The organism is Pseudomonas sp. MMS21 TM103, assembly GCF_022132145.1.
In the GTDB taxonomy this organism is placed as follows: domain Bacteria; phylum Pseudomonadota; class Gammaproteobacteria; order Pseudomonadales; family Pseudomonadaceae; genus Aquipseudomonas.
Genome location: NZ_JAJISP010000006.1, coordinates 119,352 through 139,122 on the forward strand (window position 1 = coordinate 119,352; position 19,771 = coordinate 139,122).

Consider the following 19,771-nt stretch of genomic DNA (forward strand, 5'->3'; position numbering starts at 1 on the left):
AGTGGCACCCTACGGATCGCGGGTTATTACGGATCTGGCGGTGATCCGTTCGGGTTGTAGGGCGGCCTCGGAGCGAAGCGACAGCCCGCCAGCTTTTGCGTCGCGCCCATGATCCACGGTGCACTGCCTGCGGCGAGGTACACCCTACGGATCGCGGATCACCCCAGGTCGGGCTATTTCCTCGGATCGTAGGACGGCTCGGGCGGCGTTCCGTTCGGAGCAAAGCGACAGCCCGCCGGATGTGGAACGGCACCGATGTATCCAGGCCATGTCAGCTGTTGGCACCTGGAGGCGGTCGCAGTAGGTGGGATCTTTTCACAACCTCTCAGTAAAAAGCCCCGCACTAGGCGGGGCTCTGGTTCAGCTCAAGTGCAGTTCAGGACACGCTGACTCCACGCTGGGCGGTTTGTGCCAGATCCATCAACTCGCGATTGGCGACCGCATACATGGCGTAATCGGAGCCTGTCGCCGCACGCAACTCAGCGAGCATGGTTTTCCAGCGATCGACCAGCCGACGATGCTGTTCCAGCCAAACCACCAGCCGCTCTTCGATTTCCGTTGGCGCCTCGACCATCTGCAACGCCGACACGGTGATCGCTCGCTGCTGCCAGTCCAGATCGTCGCGGAAGGCTTCCCGCGCCAAGGCCTGCCAGTTGCTTTCCACCGCCAGACCGGTGATCTGTTGCAGGTACCAGGACAGCTCCAGCGAGCCACCAACCGCGAAGTAGCACGCGGCAACCCGCTGCGGTTCCTGGGCGGTGACATCCGAAGCCTCGATGATCGGCAGCAGGGTGTACAGATGGCTGGTACCGGCCACCATACGCGCCAGCACCTCAGGCACACCGGCCTCGACATACGCCTGGAAACGCGCGAGCCACTGCTCACGCGACGGGCCTTCGAGCAACTCGTCGAGGTTCATGGCCAGTGCTTCGATGCGTGGCGCGAAATGTGCGACATCGCGCGCCGCATCCAGCTCATTGCGGCGGCTACGCAGGAACCAGCGGGTGGCCCGACGCCCCAGGCGCATCAGCTCATCCATCATTTGCAGTTGCAGTTCGGCCGGCACCTGGTAGTCCAGCGCCTCGATCTGCTTCCACCAATGCGGCAGGCGGAACACATCGCGCACGATGACATAAGCCCCGGCGACGTTGGCAGAACTCATGCCGGTGGACTCCTTCAAGCGTTGCACGAAGGTGATGCCCATGTGGTTGACCAGATCGTTGGCGATCTGCGTGCTGACAATTTCGCGCTTGAGGCGATGACGACGCATCTGCTCACCGAACGTCTGCGCCAACAGCGGCGGGAAGGCGGTTTCCATCTCGCGCGCCAGGTATTCATCGTCCGGCACCTGGGATTTCAGCAGCGACTCCTTCAGGTCGATCTTGCTGTAGGAGATCAGTACCGCCAGTTCCGGACGAGTCAGGCCCTGGCCTTTGGCGGCGCGCTCGTTGAGCTCGTCGTCAGACGGCAGGAACTCCAGGGCGCGATCCAGCTTGCCGGCTGCTTCCAGCCCAGCCATGACCCGCTTGTACTCGCCCAGCCGTTCACGCGCACGACGCTCGGCCAGTGACAGGGCCTGGGTCTGCTTGTAGTTGTTGGCCAACACCAGGCCGCCCACCGCATCGGTCATCTCGACCAGCAGCTTGTTGCGCTGCTTGCCGGTCATGTCGCCGGCCGCAACGATCTCGTTGAGCAGGATCTTGATGTTCACCTCATGGTCGGAGCAATCCACCCCGGCCGCGTTATCGATGAAGTCGGTGTAACTCGCCCCGCCATTGAGGCCGTACTCGACGCGACCCAGCTGGGTCATGCCGAGGTTGCCGCCCTCGCCCACCACTTTCGCCCGCAGCTCGCGACCGTCGACGCGCAACGCATCGTTGGCCTTGTCGCCCACATCGGCATGGCTTTCCTTGCTCGACTTGACGTAAGTACCGATCCCGCCGTTCCAGATCAGGTCCACCGGTGCCTTGAGCAGCGCATTGAGCAGCTCGGTCGGTGCCAGCTTGTCGGCACTGATGTCAAAGCGCTCTTGCATTTCCGCGCTGATGGGAATGCTCTTGGCGCTACGCAGGAAGATCCCGCCACCCGCTGACAGCAGCGAGGTATCGTAATCGGCCCAGCTTGAGCGCGGCAGGTTGAACAGACGCTTGCGCTCGACGAAGCTCTTGGCCGCATCCGGGTTGGGGTCGATGACGATATGCAGGTGGTTGAAGGCCGCGACCAGCTGCAGCTTGTCCGACAGCAGCAGACCGTTGCCGAACACATCACCGGCCATGTCGCCGATACCAATCACCGTGGTGTTGTCCTGCTGCACATTGATGCCGCGCTCACGGAAGTGACGCTGCACCGAGACCCAGGCGCCCTTGGCGGTGATGCCCATGCCCTTGTGGTCATAACCGGCCGAACCACCGGAAGCGAAGGCATCGCCCAGCCAGAAGCCATAGTCGGCCGCAATACCGTTGGCGATATCGGAGAAGGTTGCGGTGCCCTTGTCAGCGGCAACCACCAAATAGGGGTCATCCTGGTCGTGGCGCACCACGTTGGCCGGCGGCACCACCACGCCGTCCTTGAGGTTGTCGGTGATATCGAGCAGGCCGCTGATAAAGATCCGGTAGCAGGCGATGCCCTCAGCCATGATCTCGTCACGCGAGCCGCCCACCGGCATGCGCCGCGGCAGGAATCCGCCCTTGGCGCCCATCGGCACGATCACGGCGTTCTTTACCTGTTGCGCCTTGACCAGACCAAGCACTTCGGTCCGGAAGTCTTCATCACGATCCGACCAGCGCAGGCCACCGCGGGCGACGTCGCCGAAACGCAGGTGCACGCCTTCGACTCGTGGTGAATAGACGAATATCTCGAACTTTGGCGTCGGCTTGGGAATGTCCGGAATCGCCCGCGGGTTGAGCTTGAAGCTGAAGTAGGACTTGCTCAGCCCTGCGGCATCGGACTGGTAAAAGTTGGTGCGCAGGGTGGCCTTGATCAGGTCCAGGTAGCGCCTGAGGATGCGGTCTTCGTTGAGCACCGCCACGTTATCCAGCGCAGCGAGAATCGCCTGTTCCAGCTTATGCTGCTTGCTCTCCAGGTCTCCGGCGCCGAGTTTGCGAGCCAGATAGAAGCGAGTCCTGAACAGCCGCACCAATTCCTTGGCGATATTGGCATGGTTGACCAGGGTGCTGGCGATATAGTTGAGGCCGAAACCCAGGCGAATCTGCTTCAAGTAGCGCGCATAGGCGCGCAGCAGCGCTACGTCGCGCCACGGCATGGCCGCCGTCAGCACCAGGCGGTTGAAGGCATCATTCTCGGCGTCGCCACCGACGATGTGGACGAAGGCATCCTGCAGGGTGTCATTGAGCTGCTGGATATCGACGTCCAGGCCTTCGGCATAAGTGAAGGCGAAATCATGGATCCAGAACTCGCGGCCATCCTGCTGGTGCAGGCGGTAAGGGAACTCACCGAGCACGCGCAGGCCAAGGTTTTCCAGAACCGGCAGCACGTCCGACAGCGGCAACGGCGTATCGGCGTGGTACAGCTTGCAATGCAATTGCTGACCGGCATCGGCCAGCGGCTGATAGAAACTCATCACCAACGGCCGCTCGCTGCTCAGGCTGAGCAGGTGCTGCATGTCCACCACCGCCGAATGCGGGGCAAAACGCTCGCGGTAACCGGCCGGGAAACCACTGGGAAAATCCGCCAGCACATTGGTGCCCTGGGCTTCGCCGAAGCTTTCCACCATCAGGCTGACGTAATCGTCTTTCCACGAACGACAGGCCTGAATGACTTCTTTCTCCAGACGCACCGGATCGATCTGCACCTTGTTCTTCGGATCGGCACGCAGGATGAACTGCACGCGCGCCAGCACCGACTCGGAGAAGAAGGTCCAGAATTCGCAATCGGTGGCTTGCAGGCGCTCCATCAACACCTGCTGGATCTTCATGCGGATTTCGGTGGAGTAGACGTCTCGCGGTACATAGACCAGGCAGTAGCAGAACCGACCATAGGGGTCGCGGCGCAGGAACACGCGGATCTTGTTGCGCTCCTGTATCTGCACGATGGCCATGGCGGTATCACACAGGTCATCGACCGGGGTCTGGAACAGGTCGTCACGCGGCAGCACTTCCAATACCTGAGCCAGTTCCTTGCCCAGGTGCGCCTTGCTGTCAAAACCGGCACGCTGCTCGATCACTGCCACCTTGCGGCGGATATAGGGGATGTTCCACACGCTCTCGGCATATACCGCCGAGGTGTACAGGCCCATGAAGCGGCATTCCTTGATGACCCGGCCCTTGCTGTCCAGCTCACGTATCGACACCAGATCCGGATAGGCCGGACGATGCACGCGGCTCGGTACAGCCGCCTTGGCGAAGGACAACAGCAGCGGCTCGCGCAGGTAGCTAAGCGCTTCCGGCTCGATGCTCAGGTCCTCGCTCTTGAGGCCGCTCCGCAAGCGCTTGGACATACCCAGCAGTGACTGCTCGTCGTAGACGATGGTGCCGCCACCCGGCGCATCGACCACGGTGAATTCTTCATAGCCAAGAAAGGTGAAGTGGTCATCGAGCAACCAGCTCAGGAACACCTTGATTTCCTCGACTTCGGCGACCTCGACATTGAGTTTTGCCTTGCCCAGCCAGGCCAGCAGTTCCTGGGCCTTGGCCTTCATCGGCTGAAAATCATTCACGCTCAGGCGCACTTCCTCGAAGACTTCGCGCAGGGCTTTTTCCAGGGTCTTCAGCTCGCTGCTGCTGGCGCAACGGTCGATTTCCAGGAACATCAACGCTTCCTGCAGCACACCCTCACCCTGGGTGCCCTTGGGCAGGATTTCCAGCAACTCGCCCTGGGCATTGCGGCGTACGCTGAACACGGTGTTCTGCAGGGTGTGGATGCTGTAGCCGCGGCGATTCAGCTCCATGCGTGCCGAGTCGACCAGGAAGGGAATATCGCTGCGCAGGATTTCCACGCCGGTATGCGTCGACTGCCAGCCGTGCTTCTCGTAATCGGGGTTGAAGGCGCGAATTTCAGTTTTGCTGTGATCGAAGCGCTGCAACATGCGCCAGGATGACAGGGTGCAACCGACCAGATCGGACAGCCGGCGCTGGGTGAGTTCGTCAAGTGCGATGATGCCGAAGAATTGCTCGGCGAACAGCGCGACTTGTGGCAATGCTTGTTCACTGACGTGCTGCGCCAGGGCCGCTTGCAGTTGATGCTGGAAGTCGGCTTTGCTGGCCGCCGTAAAGAACGCCATGTTTATTATGCTCCGTTTGGCTTGAGATTCGATTAGCAGGCTGAGGGCAGTCGCGAGTCTTGCACTTACGCCACAACATTAGTTCAAGTGGCACTGGCCGCATTGAAAATGCTTGCCCCTAAGGTTGTGGCGACATCAACGACTCGCTGGTCACATTTGCCGCATGAGCTTAACGAGGGAACGCCTTGCAGCGCTTGCCGCGCTGCGACATTTTGTTTCACCCCTGATACCCGACCCGATAAAACCCAGCCACAAGCATGCGTCAGTAGCCCGCCCCGGCGCGATGCTTTTGCTTTCGAGCGGACCTTGTCCGCTATCGCCCCGAGGTCGGGCCTCCTACAGCTGATCGCCAGCGGCCCTTGTAGGAGGGCCGTCCCGGCGTGATGCTTTTGCTTTTCGAGCGGACCTTGTCCGCTATCGCTCCAAGATCGGGCCTCCTACAGCTAATCACCAGCGGCCTTTGTAGGAGGGCCGCCCCGGCGCGATGCTTTTTAGATTTGAGGAGGTGTGGGCCTCGGCCTTCTTATCCGGATCAACCTGTGCTGTCGCGCATAGCAGGCCCCTGCCCTTATGCATTAAAGTGTCAGTCTGCTGTGGCGACCCTAGGTCCCGACGCGCCAATCCCGCCAGGAATAGCCAACGATGGAACACCGTGAAGCGCTGCTCGCTCTGCGAACCTTTCTTTCTACCCAGATCCTTGGCCAGGAAAAACTCATCGAACGACTGCTGATCGCCTTGCTGGCTGATGGGCATATGCTGGTCGAAGGCGCGCCAGGGCTGGCCAAGACCAAGGCGATCAAGGAACTGGCCGAAGGTATCGAAGCCGAATTCCATCGCATCCAGTTCACCCCGGATTTGTTGCCGGCCGATATCACCGGCACCGAGATCTACCGTCCGGAGACCGGCAGTTTCGTGTTCCAGCAGGGGCCGATTTTTCATAACCTGGTGCTGGCCGACGAGATCAACCGTGCGCCGGCCAAGGTGCAGTCGGCACTGCTCGAAGCCATGGCCGAGCGCCAGGTCAGCGTCGGCCGCAGCACCTACGAGCTGTCACCGCTGTTCCTGGTCATGGCCACGCAAAACCCGATTGAGCAGGAAGGCACCTACCCGCTGCCCGAAGCTCAGCTCGATCGCTTCCTGATGCACGTGAAGGTCGGTTTCCCGGATGCCAACGTCGAGCGCAAGATCCTCGCCCAGGCACGCGGCGAAGCGCTGCATGGCGAAACCAAGCCCGAGTTCCGCGTCAGCCAGCAGGCGATTTTCGCCGCCCGCAAGGAAATCCTCGGCCTGTACATGGCCGATGCGGTGGAGGAATACCTGGTGCAATTGGTCATGGCCTCACGCACGCCGGGCAAGTTCGACCCGGAACTGGCCGAATGGATCGCCTACGGCGCCAGCCCGCGCGGCTCGATTGCCCTGGATCGCTGCGCACGCGCCCACGCCTGGCTGGCCGGGCGTGAGTTCGTCAGCCCGGAAGACATCCAGGCCGTGCTGTTCGACGTGCTGCGCCACCGCATCATCCTGTCGTTCGAGGCCGAAGCCGCCGGTATCGACCAGGATCGCGTGGTGCAACGCATCCTCGATGTGGTGGCGGTGGCATAAATGCAGCAGCCAGCCATAACCCATAAGCCGCAAGCCCAGGTTCGGATGCAACCTGGGGAGCACCGCCCAGCGCGCCCGGATTGCATCCGGGCGACCTACTGAACCGCGATGCACAACCAGCCCACCCAACCCGGCGTGCGCGTCAATCTCGCTGAATTGATCGAGATACGCCACCGCGTGCGCGAGGTGCAGCTATTCTCCACGCCGGCCAAGCGCAGCCCGCTGATCGGCTTGCACCACTCCAAGCTGCGCGGGCGCGGCGTGGATTTCGACCAGGTGCGGGTCTACCAGGCTGGCGACGACGTGCGCACCATCGATTGGCGAGTCACCGCGCGCACCCAGGAGCCGCACACCAAGCTGTTCCATGAGGAACGCGAGCGGCCGACCTACATTCTCGTGGAACAAAGCCAGCGGCTGTTTTTCGGCTCCGGATTGATGTTCAAGTCGGTGCTCGCCGCCCAGGCCGCCAGCCTGATCGGCTGGGCTGCCCTCGGTCACAACGACCGCATTGGCGGCCTGGTATTTGGCCAGGAGCAGCACGAAATCAAACCGCGACGCAGCAAGCAGAGCCTGCTGCAGCTGCTCAATCGCCTGGCCCGCGCCAACCAGGCGCTGTCCGGCGACGGGCGAGCCAGCCAGGACAGTTTCAGCCTGGCCCTGCGCCGCGCCCGCGAAGTGCTTCGCCCCGGCAGCCTAGCGGTGATCATCTGCGACGAACGCACCCTCAGCGACAGCAGCGAACAACAACTGACCCTACTGGCGCGCCATACCGACCTGCTCTTGCTGCCGATTTCCGACCCGCTCGACCATGCCCTGCCGGCCGCCGGCCTGCTGCGCTTTGCCGAGCGCGGCGCGCAACTGGAACTCGACACCCATGACGCCAGCCTGCGCCAGGCCTATCGTGCCCAGGGCGAGGCGCGACAAGCGCGCTGGCAACGCCTGGCGCAGAAGCTCGGCGTGCCCTTGCTGGCGCTGAGCACCCAGCGTGAGATGATTGAACAACTGCGCGACCACCTCAACGCGCAACGCCCCGGTAAACGGTTATGAACCCGCTGGATCAACTCGAGCCCCTGATCGCCCCGGCACCCATCGAGTGGTGGCCGCCTGCGCCCGGCTGGTGGCTGCTGGCCTTGCTCGTGCCACTGCTGCTCTGGGGCCTGACGCGCCTGCTGCAACGTCTAAATCGCCGGCACAAGGCGAGCCTCAGCGACAACGCCCTCGATCCTCTGCGGGTGGCTGCCCTGGCAGAACTCGAACAACTGGCCAAACCCTACGACGGCGCTCCCGCCGGCCCCTGGTTGCAGCAGCTCAACGGGCTGCTCAAGCGCCTGTGCCGCCAGCACTACCCGCATAGCCACAGCCACACCCTGAGCAGCCGAGGCTGGCTGGCGTTTCTCGACAGCCGTTGCCCGGCGGCCGGCCTGACCCGCTGGATGATCCTGGTCGAAGGGGCCTATCGACCGCACTGCACGCTCGACGACAAGGCCATCGACGGACTCAACCAGGCGGTCGCCATCTGGATTCGCAAGCATGTTTGAATTCGCCTGGCCGTGGATCATCCTGCTCGCGCCGCTGCCCTGGTTGCTGCGCCTGCTGCTGCCGGCGGCGGACAGCGGCGAGGCGGCCCTGAAAGTCAGCTTCCTCGGCGAGTTGGAAGGTTTGGCCGGACGCCGCGCGCGGGCCAACCTGCCGGCCTGGCGCCAGCAGGCGCCCTTCGCCCTGCTCTGGCTGCTGCTGCTGGCGGCCGCAGCCCGCCCGGAATGGGTCGGCGAACCATTGCCAATGCCCGCCAGCGGCCGCGACCTGCTGCTCGCGGTGGATGTCTCCGGTTCCATGGCCTACGCCGACATGCGCTGGGAAGACGAGGAAGTCGACCGCCTGAGCCTGGTCAAACACCTGCTGGGCGATTTTATCGAAGGCCGTCAGGGCGACCGCGTCGGCCTGATCCTCTTCGGCAGCCAGGCCTATCTGCAGGCGCCCCTGACCTTCGACCGGCGCACCGTGCGCACCTGGCTCGACGAAGCGGTGATCGGCATTGCCGGCAAGAACACCGCCATCGGCGATGCCATCGGCCTGTCGGTCAAGCGCCTGCGCCAGCGACCGGCGGAAAGCCGCGTGTTGGTGCTGGTCACCGATGGCGCCAATACTGGGGGTGAGATCGAACCGATGATCGCGGCACGTCTGGCCGCCGAGGAAGGGATTAAAATCTATCCGATCGGCATTGGCGCCGATCCGCAACAAGGCGGGATTGCCGGCCTGTTCGGCCTCAATCCGGGGCTGGACCTGGACGAGCCGAGCCTGCGCGCGATAGCCGATGCGACCGGCGGCGAATACTTCCGCGCCCGCGACAGCAGCGAACTGCGTGCCATCGAGCAGCAGCTCGACCGCCTCGAACCGGTGGCGCAGCAGCCGACTCTGGCCCGCCCGGCCCGGGCGCTGTATGCCTGGCCACTGAGCGCCGCGCTGCTGCTGAGCATGCTGCTGGTGAGTCGCGAACTCTGGCCGCAACTGCGACCACAGCTGCGCCTATTGGCGCAACGTCCCTGGCGGAGACAGCCATGATCGAAGATTGGCTACTGGGTTTATGGCCGCACTGGCTGCGCCTTTACTGGCTGCTGGTTGTGCCACTGCTGGCGGGGCTGCTCTGGCAACTCTGGCACCGGGAGAAACGCGCCGGCCGCTGGCAGCTGCTGCTGCCAGCGGCCTTTCATGCGGCGCTGCTCAGCGGCGGCCGAAGCCGTGCCAGCCGCCTGCCCGCCATCGCCCTGGCCCTGGCCTGGTTGCTGGCTGTGCTGGCACTGCTCGGACCCAGCTGGCAACGCCTGGAGCAGAGCAACCTGAAACCCGCCGACCCGCTGGTGATCATGCTTGAACTGACCCCGCAGATGCTCGCCAGCGACGCCTCGCCCAACCGTCTGGAGCAGGCCAAACGCAAGCTGCTCGACCTGCTCCAGGCACGCCGCGATGCGCAGACCGCCATCGTTGTCTACGCCGGCAGCGCACACACCCTGGTGCCGCTATCCGACGACCTGGCCACCAGCCGCAACCTGCTCGAATCGCTCACGCCCTCGATCATGCCGGAGCCGGGCCGGCGTGCCGACCTGGCGCTGAACAAGGCGCTGCAACTGCTGGAACAGGGCGGCCAAGGCCAGGGCCGTCTCCTGCTAATCGGCAGCGGCCTGGACCAGCAGGAACGTCTTGGCATCAGCCAGGCGCTCGGCAACAACGGTGAGCGCCTGTATATGCTCGGGATCGGCAGCGCCGAGGGAGCCCCTATCGTTCAGGAAGACGGTTCTTTTCTCAAAGACGCCCAGGGCACGATTCTCATCCCGCGCCTCGACAGTGCCGAGCTCGCCCGCTTCGCCCGGCAGATCGGCGGCCACTATCGCCAGGCCAGCGCGGATGACCGCGACCTGAACGACCTCGGCCTGCTCGCCATGCCCCAGCAACTGCGCAGTGACGGCGAACAGACGCGCCTGCAGGCCTGGGCCGACCAAGGCCACTGGCTGCTCCTGCCGCTATTGCTGCTGGCCGCCTGCGCCGGTCGCCGAGGCTGGTTGTTCTGCCTGCCGCTACTGCTGCTCGGCGTACCGCAGAGCAGCTACGCCTTCAGCTTTGACGACCTCTGGTGGCGCGCCGATCAACAAGGCCAGCGGCTGCTCGAGGCGCAGCGCCCCGGTGAAGCGGCCGCACGCTTCCAGGATCCGCAATGGCAGGGTCTGGCGCTATACCAGGCAGGCGATTACCCGGCCGCGGCTGAACGTTTCGGCCGCGGCGACAACGCCGTCGCCCACTACAACCGGGGCAACGCCCTGGCCCGCAGCAACGAACTGGAAGCCGCCCTGGATGCCTACAACCAGGCATTGGAATTACAGCCCGATCTGCTCCCAGCGCAGAAGAATAAAGCCCTGATCGAACAACTGCTGCAGCAAAACCAACAAGAGCAGAACCCGCAGCAAAATCAGCAAGAACAATCGGACAGCACGCCCACCCCGCCGCCGCAACCACAGGCCGGGCCAGCGCAGCCTGATGACGACAAGCCGCCACCTGCCTCCGGCCAATCCAGCCCTGGCGACGAGGAGCCGGCACCCGGCCAGCCCACGCCCGGCGACGGCGACAAGTCCACACCCAGCGAACCGGACGAAGACTTGCAGGGCGAAGAACAAATCGCCGGCACAGCGCAGCCTCTCGATGGCGAGCGACGCCAGGCCCTGGAACAATGGCTGCGGCAAATCCCCGATGAACCGGGTGAGTTGCTGCGGCGAAAATTCTGGTACGAACAGCAACAGCGTCAGGAACTAACTCGATGACCCGCCTGCTCTGCACCCTTCTCCTCAGCCTGCTGGCGCTCCAGGCCAGTGCGCAAAGCTTCACGGCGAGCATCGACCGCGACCGCCTGAGCACCAGCGAAACCTTCGAGTTGACTCTCGAATCCGACGACGCCACCCAATTCAGCAAACCCGACCTCAGCCCGCTTGACACCCTGTTCGAGGTGCTCGGCACCCGCCAGTTCAATCGCCTGACCACGCTCGATGGCGAGTCCCGCGCAATCACCCGCTGGGTCGTCACCCTGCAACCGAAACACAGCGGCTATGTGGTCGTGCCGCCGCTAAGCCTGGGTGACCTGCAGAGCCTGCCGATCACCCTGCACGTGCAGGAAGCCGGGAGCGCCAGCGCGACCAGCAAACTGGCCCCGGTGTTCATCGACGCCAGCCTGGACGAGGAAAGCATCTACGTTCAGGCGCAGAGCGTGCTGACCCTGCGCATCTACCATTCTGTGTCGCTGTATGACGACAGCAGCCTGAGCCCGCTGGAAATGCCCGAGGCTCGGGTCGAACAACTCGGCAAGCCGCGCACCTATGAAAAGGACATCAACGGTATCCGCCACGGCGTGATCGAACTGCGCTACGCGATCTTCCCCCAGCGCAGCGGCGAACTGACTATTCCCGCCCAGGCTTTCAGCGCCACCCTGGTCGACCGTTCCAGCAGCAATGACTTCCAGCCCTTCGGCCCGCGTCCCGGCAAAATCGTACGGGTCAAGTCACCGCAAATCCCCCTGACGGTCAAAGCCAAGCCCGCCGACTACCCCAGCGACGCCCCCTGGCTACCGGCCCGTAGTTTGAGCCTGGCGCAAACCTGGAGCCCGCAACCGGACAAGGTCAAAGTCGGCGACTCGCTGACCCGCAGCCTGCTGCTCAAGGCCGACGGACTCTCCAGCGCGCAACTGTCACCCTTGCCCGCCACCGCGGTCAAAGGCCTGCGGCGCTACCCGGATCAACCGAAACTGGCCAACCAGATCAGCGACCACGGCGTGATTGGCAGCCGCGAGGAACGCGAAGCCCTGGTGCCCAATCACAGCGGTCAATTAGAACTGCCGGCGGTTGAAATCGTCTGGTGGAATACCCTTGAGGATCGCCTCGAGCGCACCAGCCTGCCGGCACACAGCCTCGAGGTCCTACCGGCTCCCGGCCTGGAAGCGGAGCTGCTGCCCAGCGAGACACCGACCCAGGCCTGGGTACAAGGCCCGCCGCTGTGGCCCTGGCAATTGAGCAGCGCCATGCTGACCGTCAGCACCCTGCTCGGCTTCGGCCTTTGGTGGCATGCCCGCCGTCAGCCGGCAATCGCCCGCGCCAATCAGACCGGCCCCAGCCCGCGTACCCTGCTCGACGACCTCAAGCGCGCCTGCCTGGCCAACGACTCGCTAGCCACCCGTCACGCCCTCGACGCCTGGGCCCGCCAACAACCGGAAACCCTAGCCGCAATGGCCGCCCGCTTCGTCCCCCTGTCCGACGCGCTCGACGGCCTGAATGGCGCGCTCTACAGCGAAACCGGTCAGCACTGGCAAGGCGAAGACCTCTGGCGCGCCATCCGCACCCTGCCCAGCAACGAAGCCGGCAGCAGCAACCCCACCACCCAGGAAACCAGCCCACTGCCACCGTTGTACCCGCGCTGAACAGCGCGGTCTCAACCACGCGCAACCCGCTCAAAAAACCAAAAGCATCGCGCCGAGGCACGGATCGCCGCCCGGACCCTCCTACAACAGCAGCCAGCAACGCGATCCCTTGTAGGAGGGCTGTGCCCGTTCCCGACGGGCTAGCGGCATTTCCCACATCCATGTGGGTCACGCGACCTCGCGGAGATAGCGGACATAGTCCGCTCCATGGTCGAGAGCATCGCGCCAGGTCACGGAACGCCGCCCGGGCCCTCCTACACAACAGCAATCAGCACCGCGGCCCCCTGCAGGAGGCGCGACCTCGCGGCGATAGCGGACATAGTCCGCTGCTTGGTCATGAGCATCGCGCCGGGGGCGGCCTTTCTACAGGAACAACCACTACAACCAAACCGCGTCCCAATGTGAATATTGCCCTGCATGCGCCACTAGGCCAGCACGCACAGGATTGGCAACGATGTAACGCGCCACAGCCTGCAAATCATCTTCTCGGCGCAAGGCTCGATCATGAAAGCCATCCTGCCAGACGGCTCGCCCGATTCGCTTCCCCGCCAACGACTTTACTCGACCAACCAAATGCGAAAGCGATCCCTGCTTCAACTGCAACAACCAATGCAGGTGATCCGGCATCACCACAAACGCCAAGGTCTGATGTGAGCCTCTGGCCTGATCCTCTCGCATGATGCCTATCAGCATCCGCGCCCGATCAAAGTCTTTGAAGAACGGGAGACGATCCCGAGTTACCGTAGTGACAAGATAGATCTGCCCAACCTCAGACCAACGCCCCGCGCGTAACCGCCGAGCAGCTGGTGAACTGTTCTTGCACATGAAGGAATCCTTTCCATCAAAAACCCAAAAAATCGCGCCGGGTCACGGAACGCCGCCCGGGCCCTCCTACAACAGCAGCCTGCACCGCGGTCCCCTGTAGGAGGCGCGACCTCGCGGCGATAGCGGACATAGTCCGCTCCATGCGCGAGAGCATCGCGCCGAGGGCACGGAACGCCGCCCGGGCCCTCCTACACAATGGCAATCAGCACCGCGATCCCCTGCAGGAGGCGCGACCTCACGGCGATAGCGGACATAGTCCGCTCCATGGTCGAGAGCATTGCGCCGAGGGCACGGAACGCCGCCCGGCCCCGCCTACAACAGCGGCCAGCGGCTTGCTCTATGCATGCACTATCTACTTAGTGGTTTGGTTCGCCTGCGGATGCCGCACCCCGAGCAGGATGCCGATCGGGAACCAGACCAACACCCAGTAGGGGCTCAAGCGATGGAAGATTGCATAGACATCGGAAACCATCGCCACCATGGCGAACACCAACAACGCCACCCCTACCCTGGCCAGAGGCTGCGCGCGACACACCCAGCCTTTCCACAGCAGGCTCAGCAGCAGCAACGCAAAAAGACCGATGCCGACGATGCCGTACTGATACCAGAGTTGCAGATACAGACTGTGGGCGTGTTTATAACTGGCACCAGAGTTGGGCAGTTGGAAGACTAAATCCGCCCCAGCCCCCGCGCCCATCAACCAGAACTCGGGAAGACGCTCGGCCCAATTAGCCCAGATAGGGAGACGGCCGTTTACGCCTATTTTTTGCTCATGTTGAAGCTCAGGCCAGAACAGGTAAATGCTGACGAAAACCAAGGCACAACCCAACCCAATCAAGGTTCGCGACTTGATATTCGGGAACAACAGCAACATCACTAAACATCCCGCCGCCGTCGAGAACCAGGCGCCTCGGGAGAAGGTAAACAGCACATAGGCCAGCAGCCCCAGCATACCTGCAACCAGCAAACCAGCCTGCCAGCCACGCACCTTCAAGCCAACGAAGAGATAAGTCAGAAGCACCGCGAACACGCCGTAGTACAAACCGGCGATGATGGTATTGTCCAGATCAGCCAGGCCGCGCCACCCTAGCTCGCTTAGTCGGACAGCCCTGTATCCAAGCGGCTTATCCAGCACGCCGAACTGGTAGTACAGCGTCAACCAGGCAAACACTGCTGCCGCCACCACCACGGCCACCAACAGCCAGGTGAACGCCCGCTCGTGCCGTGCTAGGCTGGCCACGGCAAAGACATAAAGCAGAATCAGTGCATCGATCTTCAGCCAATAGGCCGGATTGTGAGTGGATCCGGGATTGACTGAGCCGGTGAGCAGCACCCAAGCCAGTAGGCTTAGCAGGAAAACACCGGGCATCTGGCGCCAGATATCCACGGCTAGACGCTGCCAAAGCAATAGAGTTAATGCCGGCACGAACAACAACAAATAAGTCTGAGTCGAATAGCGGCTGCCATCGCTGTTGAACAACAGCCCCGACATCTGCACAAACAAGCCCAATCCCAGGATAAACAACCAGGCCTTAGGCAGTCCTGCCGTTGGCGCGATCAAACGCTGACTAAAAAGCACTACTCATCCTTTAATTACTTGATCTGAAAAACGATAAACATCGATTTGTATGTGCTGATTAAGTAGCGGGGCCACTCATCATTTGCAGGAAGGTCGCGACCGTTCTCGAAAAGGCTCCCGGCGTTTTGCCTAGCTCCCCCATGGGGTCGCCGACAGGCCTGCGCCATTCGCGGCTAAAGCGGAACGCCGCCCGGCCACTCCCACAAGAACACCTCCTCACCTGTAGGAGGCGCGACCTCGCGGCGATAGCGGACATAGTCCGCTCCATAATCAAAAGCATCACACCGAGTTTGGCCCCAAAACAACCTGCACCGAAAATCCGCAGCCTAAGGCTCAACTCGCCGTTGCAGGTGGATCCAGTCGACGATCTCGCCTTCCGGCGCGTAACCGCTCACGGATTCGCGCAGCAGTTGGCGCACGCGGTCGTAGTCGTCGCGTTCGACCGCATCGAGCAGATCGGTCAAGACCTTCTTGAAGACCTCCCAGGACAGGCACTCCTCATTAGCGCGCATGATCATCGGGTGGTCGGTCGGGCTGACGTTATCGCCGATCAACAATTCCTCATACAACTTCTCGCCAGGGCGCAAGCCGGTGAACTCGATGGCGATATCACCGTGCGGGTTCTTCTCCGAGCGCACGCTGAGACCGCTGAGGTGAATCATCTTTTCAGCCAGATCGACAATCCTCACCGGCTGGCCCATGTCCAACACGAACACATCGCCGCCCTGGCCCATGGCACCAGCCTGGATCACCAACTGCGCAGCTTCGGGGATGGTCATGAAATAACGGGTGATATTCGGGTGCGTTACTGTCACCGGACCACCCCGGCGAATCTGATCGTGAAAGCGTGGGATCACCGAACCTGATGAGCCCAGCACATTGCCGAAACGCACCATTGTGAAGCGGGTCTTATTGACCCGATGCACGCCATCGTCACTTCTAAACAGCACCGGGGCCGACTCCGCACTCAAGGCCTGCAAGACCATCTCGGCCAAGCGCTTGGTACTGCCCATCACATTGGTCGGGCGCACCGCTTTATCCGTGGAGATCAGCACAAAGTGCTCGACCCCCGCCTTGATCGCCGCCTGGGCGGTAAAGGTGGAGCCCAGCACATTGTTCAGCACGCCCTCGGCGATGTTGTGCTCGACCATCGGCACATGCTTGTATGCCGCCGCGTGATACACCGTATTCACTGCCCAGGTACGCATCACATCGAACAAGCGCCCGGGGTTACGGATAGAGCCCAAGATCGGCACCAGGCGCACCGACAACGACTCGCGACGAATGCGCTGCTCCAGCTCACTGTGAATGCTGTAGAGATTGAATTCGCTGTGCTCGAACAACAACAGGGTTGTCGGCCCGGTGGCTACGATCTGCCGGCACAACTCCGAGCCGATGGAACCACCCGCGCCGGTCACCATCACCACCTGGCCACGGATGCAACGTTCGAACAACGCCTGCTGCGGCGGCACCGCATCGCGCCCGAGCAGGTCGGCGATGTCCACTTCCTGCACATCATCGACCTTGACCCGACCGCTGGCCAAATCCATGAACCCGGGCACGCTACGCACATGCAGCGGGTACTGCTCCAACAGTTCCAGAATCTCGCGACGACGAACCCGGCTGGCCGATGGGATCGCCAGCAGGATCTCGTCGGCGCCGGTTTCATCGATCAACTGCTGGATATGCTTGGAGGTATAGACCCGAAGCCCGGCGATCACCCGGTTGGCAATATTGGCATCATCGTCGATAAACGCCACCGGCCGCATACCCCGGCCCAGCCGCAACGCCGCTACCAACTGATTGCCGGCCGCACCGGCACCATAGATCGCCACCTTGGGCAACCCGGCATCACGACCTTTGAGCCGGCCAGGATGATCCGACGAGTACCAGTCGCCCATAAAGTACTGACGCATCACCAGTCGCAGCCCGCCGATTATCACCAGGCTCAGCCACCAATAGTTGAACACCATAGAGCGCGGAATCAGCTTGGGCGCCCCCTGATGCCAGTACACCGCCAAAGCCAGCAGCAACGCCGATAGCGTAACCGCCTTGCCGATAGAGAGCAGCGCATCGTTGCCGAAAAAGCGCATGACGGCCCGGTACATGCCGAAGCGCACAAACATGGGAATGGCGATCAACGGCGCCAAAACAAAAAGCCAGGCATGCCCGGCAAACGGCTCAATATTTTTCGAGTCGCCCAGGCGCACGACAAACGCCAGCCACAGCGCCGCCCAGACCAACACCACATCGACACTGACCTGAATCAGTCGCTTGTGACGTCGTGGCAGCTTGACCAGACGGCTACGCAACTTTTCGGCAAGTCTTAACACAACAACACCTCAATCCTGAGAACTTGAAAACCAGCGAAGTGACGCTCTCCACCGGGTAAAAAACCTGACTATTGATGGCAAACCCAACAGCGAATGCACACCACCCACAAAAGCACAGGCACCACATCCCCCTGTAGGAGGGGCGCCCCGCCGCGATGGCGGACAACGTCCGCCCAAACCATCAGCATCACCAGATACCTGCAATCATCCCCACAAATACCTGACCCGCTACCTTTAAACCTAAATCTAAACTCCAGCCCGCAATACCGTCCCCGGCGCACACACCACCCCATCGTGCACCACGACCTGATACCCCGCGCTACAGCCTGCCTGCAACCAGGCCCGGGCGCCAATCTTCACGCCACCAGCCAGCTGAACCCCAACCCCAAGATGGGCAAAATTCCCAAGACAGGCATCGTGATCGACCGTTGCATTGGCATTGACGATAGCCGCCTCACCAATCGTCGCATCGACGCCCACCATCGCCAGCGCCATGATCGCTGTGCCCGCGCCGATGGTTGCAGCAGCACTCACGCAGGCACGGGGATGCATCACCGTTACCAAGGGCAGCCCGGCGGCACGAATGGCTTTGACCCACTGTTCGCGCACTGCATTATTGCCAACTGCCGCAATGGCCCCCGCAACCTGGGCCTCCAGCGCCGCCAAGCCTGCCACATTGGCCACAACCGGCCAGCCAAAGGTTTCGCACAACTCTGGCCAACGGTCATCGGCAAAAGCGATGCGCTGCCATTCACCACTGAGCAGCGCCGCTTCCGCAACCGCCTTGCCGTGGCCGCCCGCGCCGATGATCAGTAATATCTTCTCCCTCACGCCCGCACCTCCAGCTCGCCAGCATGGTATTTCACCGCCAGCCCCAGCAACGGCACATAAGCGATCAACAACCCCAGCAAGCCATCAACCCCGCCAAGCCCCACCCAAAGCGCGATGGGCAACAGCCAGAGAAGATTGATGCCCCCCACCGCCAGGGCTCCCGGCAAATGCTTGCCGAAGTGGCGCGAAGCGTACTGGAGCGGCAACCCGCTCAACATCAGCAAACCAAACTCAACAGGCCTCACGCATTACCCGAGCCAAGACATCACAGGTCTTATTAATTTCTGCTTCGGTAAGCGTCGGATGAACCAGGAACATCAAGCTGGTCTCCCCCAGCTCTTTAGCGACGAACAAGCGCTCTACCGGACGCCAGCCGGTGTCATCGAAGGCCTTCTCCAAATACACCTCTGAGCAAGAACCCGAGAAACAAGGCACGCCTCTAGCGGTGATTTCATTGAGGATACGGTCACGATCCCAACCTGCTTTCAAATCAGCCGGCTCGACAAACACATAACACTTGTAAGCCGCATGCGTGACCTCAGCCGGCAGCGTCGGAACACGCAACCCCGCAAGCGCTTGCGCAGACGTCCAGATACGCCCGGCATTGGCCAATCGCTTCGCGTGCCAATCCTGCATACGTCGCAACTGGATCCGGCCAATAACAGCCTGAACCTCCATCATCCGCCAGTTGGTGCCGAAGCTCTCATGCAACCATCGGAAGCCGGGCGCATGGTCGCGCTCGTAAACAGCTTCCCAGGATTTGCCGTGATCTTTGATCGACCACATACGCGACCACAAGGCGCTATCATTAGTAGTGACCATGCCGCCTTCACCGCCGGTAGTCATGATTTTGTCCTGGCAAAACGACCAGGCACCAACATGGCCGATCGAGCCGACCGGACGGCCTTTGTAGTGCGCGCCATGCGCTTGGGCGCAATCCTCGATCACTTTCAGATCGTGCTTTGCTGCCAGCGCCATGATCGGATCCATATCGCAGGGCCAGCCGGCCAGATGCACGCAAATTACCGCCCGAGTACGCGGTGTAAGCACGGCGCGGATAGTTTCGGCGGTAATGTTCTGCGACTCGTTGTCGACGTCCGCAAAAACCGGTATCGCACCGGCATTGACGATGCTCGACACCGAAGCGAGGAAGGTGCGCGGCGTAACGACCACCTCATCGCCAACACCTATGCCCAATGCTTGCAGAGCCAGATCCAGTGCAACAGTGCCATTGGCCAAGGCAACGGCATACTCGCTGCCGGTCCATGCCGCAAACTCCTTCTCGAACTCACGGCACTCCCTCCCCGTCCAGTAGTTAACCTTGTTGGAGAGAATTACATCACGAACGGCATTAGCCTCTTCTTCAGAGAACAAGGGCCAAGGGGAAAACGGGGTGTTGAGCATAAAAC

12 protein-coding genes and 1 pseudogene are annotated in these 19,771 nt (G+C 62.1%); 6 read left to right on the forward strand and 7 right to left on the reverse strand.

Annotated features, from left to right (window positions below):
- Positions 1–376: 376 nt before the first annotated feature.
- The gene (locus LJY18_RS17950; RefSeq protein ID WP_238043173.1) at positions 377–5,239 is read right to left on the reverse strand and encodes an NAD-glutamate dehydrogenase; all 4,863 of its coding nucleotides are present in this window, start codon (positions 5,237–5,239) and stop codon (positions 377–379) included.
- Positions 5,240–5,881: 642 nt separating this feature from the next.
- On the opposite strand from LJY18_RS17950, the gene LJY18_RS17955 reads away from it, so the two are divergent.
- From LJY18_RS17955 to LJY18_RS17980, 6 genes are all read left to right on the forward strand, one after another.
- Positions 5,882–6,841, forward strand: a complete 960-nt coding sequence (locus LJY18_RS17955; RefSeq protein WP_238043174.1) for an AAA family ATPase — start codon at positions 5,882–5,884, stop codon at positions 6,839–6,841.
- 108 nt (positions 6,842–6,949) lie between these two features.
- Entirely contained in the window at positions 6,950–7,888 is a 939-nt protein-coding gene (locus LJY18_RS17960; protein WP_238043176.1) for a DUF58 domain-containing protein, read from the forward strand.
- Complete coding sequence (locus tag LJY18_RS17965; protein WP_238043178.1) at positions 7,885–8,379, forward strand: DUF4381 domain-containing protein; 495 nt, start codon at positions 7,885–7,887, stop codon at positions 8,377–8,379. Before LJY18_RS17960 ends, LJY18_RS17965 begins: the two co-directional genes overlap by 4 nt.
- On the forward strand, positions 8,372–9,403 hold the full coding sequence (locus LJY18_RS17970; protein ID WP_238043180.1) for a vWA domain-containing protein: 1,032 nt from the start codon (positions 8,372–8,374) through the stop codon (positions 9,401–9,403). Before LJY18_RS17965 ends, LJY18_RS17970 begins: the two co-directional genes overlap by 8 nt.
- On the forward strand, positions 9,400–11,151 hold the full coding sequence (locus tag LJY18_RS17975; protein ID WP_238043182.1) for a VWA domain-containing protein: 1,752 nt from the start codon (positions 9,400–9,402) through the stop codon (positions 11,149–11,151). Before LJY18_RS17970 ends, LJY18_RS17975 begins: the two co-directional genes overlap by 4 nt.
- Positions 11,148–12,794 (forward strand): BatD family protein, encoded by a 1,647-nt coding sequence (locus tag LJY18_RS17980; RefSeq protein WP_238043184.1) that lies wholly within the window; start codon positions 11,148–11,150, stop codon positions 12,792–12,794. The genes LJY18_RS17975 and LJY18_RS17980 overlap by 4 nt, the downstream gene beginning before the upstream one ends.
- A 378-nt stretch (positions 12,795–13,172) precedes the next feature.
- Here LJY18_RS17980 and LJY18_RS17985 read toward each other — a convergent pair whose 3' ends face one another.
- From LJY18_RS17985 to LJY18_RS18010, 6 genes and pseudogenes are all read right to left on the reverse strand, one after another.
- Complete coding sequence (locus tag LJY18_RS17985; protein ID WP_238043185.1) at positions 13,173–13,619, reverse strand: REP-associated tyrosine transposase; 447 nt, start codon at positions 13,617–13,619, stop codon at positions 13,173–13,175.
- Between the two features lie 352 nt (positions 13,620–13,971).
- Positions 13,972–15,198 (reverse strand): O-antigen ligase family protein, encoded by a 1,227-nt coding sequence (locus tag LJY18_RS17990; protein WP_238043187.1) that lies wholly within the window; start codon positions 15,196–15,198, stop codon positions 13,972–13,974.
- A gap of 326 nt (positions 15,199–15,524) precedes the next feature.
- Positions 15,525–17,531 carry a polysaccharide biosynthesis protein gene (locus LJY18_RS17995; RefSeq protein ID WP_238043189.1) on the reverse strand — a complete coding sequence of 669 codons (2,007 nt, stop codon included), beginning with the start codon at positions 17,529–17,531 and terminating at the stop codon, positions 15,525–15,527.
- Positions 17,532–17,777: 246 nt separating this feature from the next.
- Positions 17,778–18,362, reverse strand: a complete 585-nt coding sequence (locus tag LJY18_RS18000) for a PglD-related sugar-binding protein (RefSeq protein WP_238043191.1) — start codon at positions 18,360–18,362, stop codon at positions 17,778–17,780.
- Positions 18,359–18,559, reverse strand: a pseudogene (locus tag LJY18_RS18005) (glycosyl transferase); the annotation flags it as partial. The gene LJY18_RS18000 and the pseudogene LJY18_RS18005, both read right to left, overlap by 4 nt.
- 34 nt (positions 18,560–18,593) lie before the next feature.
- Complete coding sequence (locus LJY18_RS18010; protein ID WP_238043193.1) at positions 18,594–19,766, reverse strand: DegT/DnrJ/EryC1/StrS family aminotransferase; 1,173 nt, start codon at positions 19,764–19,766, stop codon at positions 18,594–18,596.
- Positions 19,767–19,771: the final 5 nt, after the last annotated feature.